Here is a 7,433-nt window from a genome sequence, read left to right as displayed (position 1 = left end):
GGCAGGTGATCGACAAGATTGGCAGTCTGTGTGATTACATCCTGTTTGATTCTGCCTGGGTCGGATATGAGCAGTTTATTCCGATGATGGCCGATGGATCGCCGTTGTTGCTGGAGCTTAATGCTAACGATCCGGGGATTTTTGTTACCCAGTCGGTGCATAAGCAGCAGGCCGGGTTCTCGCAAACCTCGCAGATCCACAAAAAAGATAACCATATTCGTGGTCAGGCGCGTTTCTGCCCGCACAAACGTCTGAACAACGCGTTTATGCTGCATGCCTCTACAAGCCCGTTTTATCCGTTATTTGCCGCGCTGGATGTTAACGCTAAAATCCATGAAGGAGAGAGCGGGCGTCGTTTGTGGGCAGAATGCGTGGAGATGGGGATTGAGGCACGTAAAGCTATCATTGCCCACTGTAAGCTGCTCCAGCCCTTTATTCCCCCCGTGATCGATGGCAAACCGTGGGAAACCTATCCGACGAAAACCATCGCCAGCGAGCGTCGCTTCTTTAGCTTTGAACCGGGCGCGAAATGGCATGGTTTTTCCGGTTACGCGTGCGACCAGTATTTTGTCGATCCCTGCAAACTGTTGCTGACCACTCCTGGCATTGATGCGCAGACCGGGCAATATACCGAGTTCGGCATCCCGGCAACGATTCTGGCGCATTATCTGCGCGAAAATGGCATCGTGCCGGAGAAATGCGACCTCAACTCAATTCTTTTCCTGCTGACGCCTGCAGAAAGCGCAGAGAAAATGGCGCAACTGGTGGCTATGCTGGCGCAGTTTGAACAGCATATTGAGGACGACACGCCGTTGGCTGATGTGCTGCCTACCATCACCAACAAATACCCGGTACGCTATCGGGATTACACGCTGCGTGAGCTGTGCCAGGAGATGCACGATCTGTACGTCAGCTTTGATGTGAAGGATCTACAAAAGGCGATGTTCCGTCAGGAGAGTTTGCCGGTCGTGGCGATGAATCCGCAGGACGCCCACAGTGCCTTTATCCGTGGTGACGTTGAGCTGGTGCGTATTTGTGATGCCGCGGGTCGCATTGCGGCAGAAGGCGCACTGCCTTATCCTCCTGGTGTACTGTGCGTGGTACCGGGAGAAGTATGGGGTGGGGCGGTTCAGCGTTATTTTCTGGCGCTGGAAGAGGGCGTTAACCTGCTCCCAGGATTCTCGCCGGAGCTGCAAGGGGTCTACAGTGAGACCGATGCTGACGGAATTAAGCGTCTGTTTGGCTACGTCTTGAAGTAAGCGCCATCCGGCAAAAAAAAGGTCACCGACAGGTGACCTTTTCCAATAAATGAAGATTAATGCGCGACGGGTTGGGAGCCAGCCGGTACGCGAACGTGTTTGTATTTAAACAGTGCCACGAAAGCGAATGCCAGAACCAGTGAATAACCTGCGAAGATCAGCCACACGGTCTGCCAGTCAGTAATACCATTCAGTGTATAGTACTCAACCACTTTACCGCTCACCAGACCGCCCAGAATACAGCCGAAGCCGTTGGTCATCATCAGGAACATACCCTGTGCGCTGGCGCGAATTTCAGGTCGCACTTCTTTTTCCACAAATACGGAACCCGAGATGTTGAAGAAGTCGAAAGCACAACCGTAAACAATCATCGACAGAACCAGCAGCACGGTACCGAACGGAGTCGGATCGCCGTAAGCAAACAGACCGAAGCGCAGCATCCACGCCACGATACTGATAAGCATGACGTTCTTGATACCGTAACGGCTTAAGAAGAACGGGATGGTCAGGATAAACAGGGTTTCAGAAATCTGCGAAATCGACATCATCACCGAGGCGTGTTCAACGATAAAGCTACCGGAGAACAGTGGGTTGTTATCGAAGCTGTGCAGGAAGGTATTGCCGAACATATTGGTAATTTGCAGCTCTGCACCCAGCATCATTGAGAAGATGAAGAAAATAGCCATACGCTTGTTTTTAAACAGCGCGAATGCATCCAGGCCGAGCATTGACGTCCAGCTCTGGTTTTTTTGCTGATTGGCAACCGGTATATGCGGCAGCGTCAGGGTAAACAGTACCAGTACCACGGATAATGTCGCGCCGATGTAAAGCTGCATATGACTCAGTTCAAAGCCAGAGAAGCTTACCGCCCACATGGCCAGAATAAAGCCGATGGTGCCCCAGATACGAATTGGTGGGAAGTCGGTGACAATATCCATTCCGGCAGATTGCAGGCGATAGTAAGAGATAGTGTTGATTAGCCCTAACGTTGGCATATAGGCCAGTGAGTTAAGCAAGATTACAAAGAACATGGCCCCTGGCGTGGTGACCTCGGCGGCGGCGAACAGTGTTCCTGCGCCGACCAGGTGGCAAAGTGCATAAACCCATTTTGCACTGATCCATTTGTCAGCCACGATCCCTAACAGCGTTGGCATAAATACGGCGGCAATCCCCAGGGAGCTATACACTGCGCCAATGGATGCACCATCGAATTTAAGGGTGACAAACATATAAGAGCCGAGGGTCGTGAGCCAACTACCCCACAGGCAGAACTGCAGAAAGGAGAGGACTTTCAGCTGCAGCTTAAGATTCATGTTAATTTCCTCACACCGTAATGCGGATGAATGTTTTAAAAGGCACATTTGCCGTTGCAATATGATGTGATTCTATCAATGAGAGACACTCTTTTTTTGTTAGCTGTGACAAATATTTGCAAACAATTTCTAATTGCAAGGTAAAAGAGTGACGGAGTTAACACTTTTGCTCTCCTGACATCCGTTAGCGGAGGTGTCAGGAGAGGACGATGTTAACGTCGACGATAGGTTTTCTGTGCGGAATTAACCTTGTAAAGATAACGACGTGATTCTGCGGATGGATGTCGCGTAGTCAGGGTTTGATAAACATCCCCCGGGGACATGCTGTTGATAATATTTGCGGCCTGAATCTTATCGCTGGAGAAAACGCGCAGCACGCTACCCGCCCCGCCGTTATAGGCGGTGATCACCGCATAGCGGCGCGAGGTCGGATTATCAATACCGCCCAAATAGACATTGTTGAGCATCGCCAGGTAGGCTGTACCCGTGTCGATGTTACTGGCCGGATCAAACAGGAAGCTGCGGCTTGGCGTACCCGAACGCCCCTGAGAGCGGAATACATCTTTCCCGGCGCTGTGTTGTACTACCTGCATTAACCCCAACGCATCGGCATGACTGACAGCATACGGGTTAAAGGACGATTCGGTCTGCATGATTGCCAGAATCAGCGATTCGTCGACACCGTACTTCCGCGATGCCTGCCGTACCATGCCGATATATTTATGTGCTCGCTTATCAAGGTGGTTTGGCACCAGATTGATCGTCACGCTATAGATGATGCGCAGGCCGTTGCTGCGGCTCTTAAGTCGCGTTTGTAGCAGGTAATTCGCGAAGTTTGTTGCACGCCCCTCCCAGCGAATGGGCTGACCGGTATTATCAACCACCTGCCCATACAGGAACGGCTCTTTGGAAATCTTGATATCATCGACATCGGAATAGAGATCGATAGATCCGGGATCATCGCCCATTAGCAATGTCTTGATGATCGCCCGACGCAGGTGTCCGGCGGGATCTGTCCCGGCGATGGTCTCAACGGTTATCGTTCCGTCATCAAAGTTGATGTGGCTGCGGGTTTGATACTGATCGGTATACTTTACGTAGTCTTTCGGACCCGCAATCAGTACTTCCTTGAATCCCCACAAATTCTCAATGTTATGAGCAAATTGCCCCATCAGAATATCAAAACCGTTGGTATCCTTGACCCAGGCTTCGTTATAGGTATCGCCTTTTTTGGTCGAACTGGAACAGGAGATGAGCAACGGCGCAATAACGGCAAGCGCGAGAAATTTTTTCATCATTCCGGGAGTGCGTGTTGTGTTTGTTGTTGTATCGTTTTGCCGGAGGGTGTTGTGAGCACCTTATCCGGCCTACGAAATTGTCAGCAAGAGATGCTTATTTTTTATCTTCCGGCGTATAGCCTTCAATATGCACGTCCTTACCTTCAAACAGGAAGTTAATCATTTCCTGTTCCAGCAGCTTACGGTGTTCGACGTTCATCATATTCAGCTTCTTTTCGTTAATCAGCATGGTTTGCTTATGCTGCCACTGTGCCCACGCTTCTTTCGAAATCTCGTTGTAAATGCGTTTTCCCAGTTCGCCTGGGTACAGCTGAAAATCCTGACCTTCTGCATCGCGTTGCAGGAAAGTACAAAAAATCGTTCTGCTCATAAAAAATCCTCTCTATTAACCGACACGTTAAACATGCGTACCGGTACGTAATTGCTGTAACAAACGCTCCACGGGAGCCGCCAGTCCTACCGACGGCGGTTGCGCTAAGTTATACCAGAGCGCATTGCCTTCATCCATGCATGAGGTGAATGAAGACACGGGAAGCCACATAGGCACAATATCTAAATGGAAATGGCTAAAGGTGTGGCGAAACGCATTAAGTTGAGTCAGATTATCTGCGTTAATGTGCCGTTGCGCCAGCCACTGACGTAGCCCATCTTCATCTTCAAACTGCGGAAAACAGTACAATCCGCCCCATAAACCGCTTGGTGGGCGCTGCGCAAGCAATACCTGATCATCATGCTGCACCAGTAAAAAATAGCCTGTACGTTCTGGTAATGTCTGTCTGGGTTTTTTACCGGGGTAAAGTGACCAGCTTGTGTTGGCACTAGCCACACAGCCATTTTCTAGCGGGCACAGGGAACATTTGGGCTTCGAACGCGTACAGACCATCGCCCCTAAATCCATCATTGCCTGATTAAACCGCTCAACGCCTTTAGCTGGCGTAACCTGTTCGCTCAAATCCCAGAGCTTTTTCTCGACCTCTTTTTTACCTGGCCAACCGCTGACAGCATAACAGCGAGCCAGCACGCGTTTAACGTTGCCGTCGAGAATCGGAAAATGCTGACCCAGAGAAAGCGAAAGGATCGCGCCAGCGGTAGAACGCCCGACGCCTGGCAGGGCTGCTACTTCATCAAAGGTTTGCGGAAACGTTCCGCCGTGTAGTGTCGCTACCTGCTGAGCGGCTTTATGGAGATTACGAGCACGGGCGTAATAACCCAGACCGGTCCATAAATGAAGGACCTCATCCAGCGGTGCCTGTGCTAAGTCAGTAACCGTCGGGAAGCGCGCCATAAAGCGATCAAAATAAGGAATAACTGTCGCAACCTGCGTTTGTTGCAGCATGACCTCAGAGAGCCATACTTTGTAAGGCGTCTTGTCAATTTGCCAGGGCAGCGTTTTCCGTCCGTATTTGTCGTACCAGCCCAATACCTGAGCTGAAAATTGAGACGCTTGCATGGTTACCGTTTCATAATGACTGGGGGCAAGATTGCAGCACAGCGGCAACGGGGTGTAAACCGGAACTTTCCGCTGCTCACTTTCTTCCTTTACTTGCATCCGGCAACTAACTTTGGATAATGCCCGTTTTCAGAACTCAAACACAGCAGACTAAACTTTTATGAAGAACGACGTCATTTCACCGGAATTTGATGAAAACGGCCGCCCTCTGCGCCGGATTCGTAGTTTTGTTCGTCGCCAGGGGCGACTGACCAAAGGGCAGGAACACGCGCTGGAAAACTACTGGCCGGTGATGGGCGTTGAGTTTAGCGAAGAGCCTGTGGATTTTGCCGCGCTGTTTGGCCGTGAAGCGCCAGTGACACTTGAGATTGGTTTTGGTATGGGCGCTTCGCTGGTGGCCATGGCTAAAGCTCGTCCGGAACAGAATTTCCTCGGCATTGAAGTGCACTCTCCGGGCGTCGGCGCGTGTCTGGCCTCAGCTCATGAAGAGGGTGTCGAGAACCTGCGCGTGATGTGCCATGATGCCGTTGAAGTACTGCACAAAATGATTCCTGACAATTCTTTATCAATGGTTCAGCTCTTTTTCCCTGACCCGTGGCATAAAGCACGTCATAATAAACGCCGTATCGTTCAGGTACCATTTGCTGAGCTTGTTAAAAGCAAGCTGAAACTGGGCGGCGTTTTCCACATGGCGACCGACTGGGAAGCCTATGCGGAACACATGCTTGAAGTGATGTCCTCCATTGACGGATATAAAAACCAGTCAGAGAGTAACGATTATGTACCGCGCCCGGAATCGCGCCCGGTAACCAAATTTGAACAACGTGGTCATCGTCTTGGCCATGGCGTATGGGACTTAATGTTCGAGAGGGTGAAATAATGGCAAAGAACCGTAGCCGTCGTCTGCGTAAAAAAATGCATATCGACGAATTCCAGGAATTAGGATTTTCGGTTGCATGGCGTTTCCCGGAAGGCACATCTGAAGAGCAGGTTGATAAAATCGTTGATGACCTTATCAATGAAGTTATCGAGCCGAACAAACTGGCCTTTGACGGCAGCGGCTATCTGGCCTGGGAAGGTCTGATCTGCCTGCAGGAAATTGGCAAATGTACTGAAGAACATCAGGCGATTGTCCGTAAGTGGCTGGAAGAGCATAAACTTGAAGACGTGCGTACCAGCGAACTTTTCGATGTTTGGTGGGACTAAGTAGCAAAGGGTCGGCAAATGCCGGCCCGATTTGTATTGAGGGATAGATATGATGCGCAAAACGCTGCTGGCGGCACTCCTAACGTTCACGGCGATGGCCGCACATGCTGATTACAAGTGCAGCGTCACTCCACGAGACGATGTGATTTTAAGTCCGCAAACGGTGCAGGTGAAAGGTGAAAACGGCGATCTGGTTATTACGCCGACCGGCAATGTCACCTTCAACGGTAAACAATACACCCTGAGCGCTGCGCAGCGTGAGCAGGCGAAAGATTATCAGGCGGCGTTGCGTAGCAGTCTGCCGTGGATTGACGAAGGTGCCAGAGCGCGCGTTGAGAAAGGTCGCGTGGCACTGGATAAAATCATCGCCAAAGAAGTGGGCGAAAGCAGTAATATGCGCGGTCGTTTAACCAAGCTTGATGCTCAGTTGAAAGAGCAGATGAACCGGATAATCGAGCATCGCTCCGACGGTCTGACCTTCCATTATAAGGCGATAGATCAGGTCCGCGCTGACGGGCAACAGCTGGTGAACCAGGCGATGGGCGGCATTTTGCAAGACAGCATTAACGAAATGGGAGCGAAAGCCGTGCTCAAAGGCGGCGGTAACCCGTTGCAGGGCGTGCTCGGTAGCCTCGGTGGCTTGCAAACGTCAATTCAGAACGAATGGAAGAATCAGGAACAAGATTTCCAGCAGTTTGGCAAAGATGTTTGCGCGCGCGTCGTAACGCTGGAAGATGACCGTAAGGCATTAGTTAACGGTCTGAAATAACATTCACTTCTCTTTAACGGTACAGAAACATTCTGTGCCGTTTTATTTTGTATTTTCCTGTTATTTTGATATCCACCTCTAAGAACGACAATTTCATGGAAATATAAATCTGGTTAATTGGACAATGTCACATTATTC

The 7,433-nt window shown here is 50.4% G+C and carries 8 protein-coding genes; 4 read left to right on the top strand and 4 right to left on the bottom strand.

Features of this window, described 5'->3' with window-relative positions:
• The coding region (gene speC / locus AACS05_RS19750) for an ornithine decarboxylase (RefSeq protein WP_045447423.1) at positions 1 to 1,259 on the top strand (1,259 nt) is incomplete at its 5' end.
• A gap of 56 nt (positions 1,260 to 1,315) precedes the next feature.
• On the opposite strand, the gene AACS05_RS19745 is transcribed toward speC, so the two are convergent.
• The 4 genes from AACS05_RS19745 to mutY form a co-directional block, all read right to left on the bottom strand.
• Positions 1,316 to 2,572, bottom strand: coding sequence for a nucleoside permease (locus AACS05_RS19745; protein WP_045447421.1), 1,257 nt, complete (start codon positions 2,570 to 2,572; stop codon positions 1,316 to 1,318).
• A gap of 212 nt (positions 2,573 to 2,784) precedes the next feature.
• A complete protein-coding gene (gene mltC, locus AACS05_RS19740; RefSeq protein ID WP_136345243.1) occupies positions 2,785 to 3,870 on the bottom strand; it encodes a membrane-bound lytic murein transglycosylase MltC in 1,086 nt (361 codons plus the stop codon).
• 94 nt (positions 3,871 to 3,964) lie between these two features.
• Entirely contained in the window at positions 3,965 to 4,240 is a 276-nt protein-coding gene (locus AACS05_RS19735) for an oxidative damage protection protein (protein WP_045447415.1), read from the bottom strand.
• Between the two features lie 27 nt (positions 4,241 to 4,267).
• Positions 4,268 to 5,320, bottom strand: coding sequence for an A/G-specific adenine glycosylase (gene mutY / locus AACS05_RS19730; RefSeq protein ID WP_144243084.1), 1,053 nt, complete (start codon positions 5,318 to 5,320; stop codon positions 4,268 to 4,270).
• 160 nt (positions 5,321 to 5,480) lie between these two features.
• Between mutY and trmB the strand changes: the two genes are divergently transcribed.
• Genes trmB through AACS05_RS19715 form a run of 3 tightly spaced genes read left to right on the top strand, consistent with a single transcriptional unit; the run spans position 5,481 to position 7,295 of the window.
• Positions 5,481 to 6,200 (top strand): tRNA (guanosine(46)-N7)-methyltransferase TrmB, encoded by a 720-nt coding sequence (gene trmB / locus AACS05_RS19725; RefSeq protein ID WP_045447409.1) that lies wholly within the window; start codon positions 5,481 to 5,483, stop codon positions 6,198 to 6,200.
• Positions 6,200 to 6,526 (top strand): YggL family protein, encoded by a 327-nt coding sequence (locus AACS05_RS19720; RefSeq protein WP_045447406.1) that lies wholly within the window; start codon positions 6,200 to 6,202, stop codon positions 6,524 to 6,526. The genes trmB and AACS05_RS19720 overlap by 1 nt, the downstream gene beginning before the upstream one ends.
• 49 nt (positions 6,527 to 6,575) lie before the next feature.
• Entirely contained in the window at positions 6,576 to 7,295 is a 720-nt protein-coding gene (locus tag AACS05_RS19715; protein WP_045447403.1) for a YggN family protein, read from the top strand.
• Positions 7,296 to 7,433 lie beyond the last annotated feature (138 nt).

Source organism: Citrobacter sp. S-77 (genome assembly GCF_963864895.1).
Taxonomy (GTDB): Bacteria; Pseudomonadota; Gammaproteobacteria; order Enterobacterales; family Enterobacteriaceae; genus Citrobacter; species Citrobacter murliniae.
Note: the sequence above shows the minus strand (reverse complement) of the source record. Positions and strands in the feature narration are given on the sequence as shown.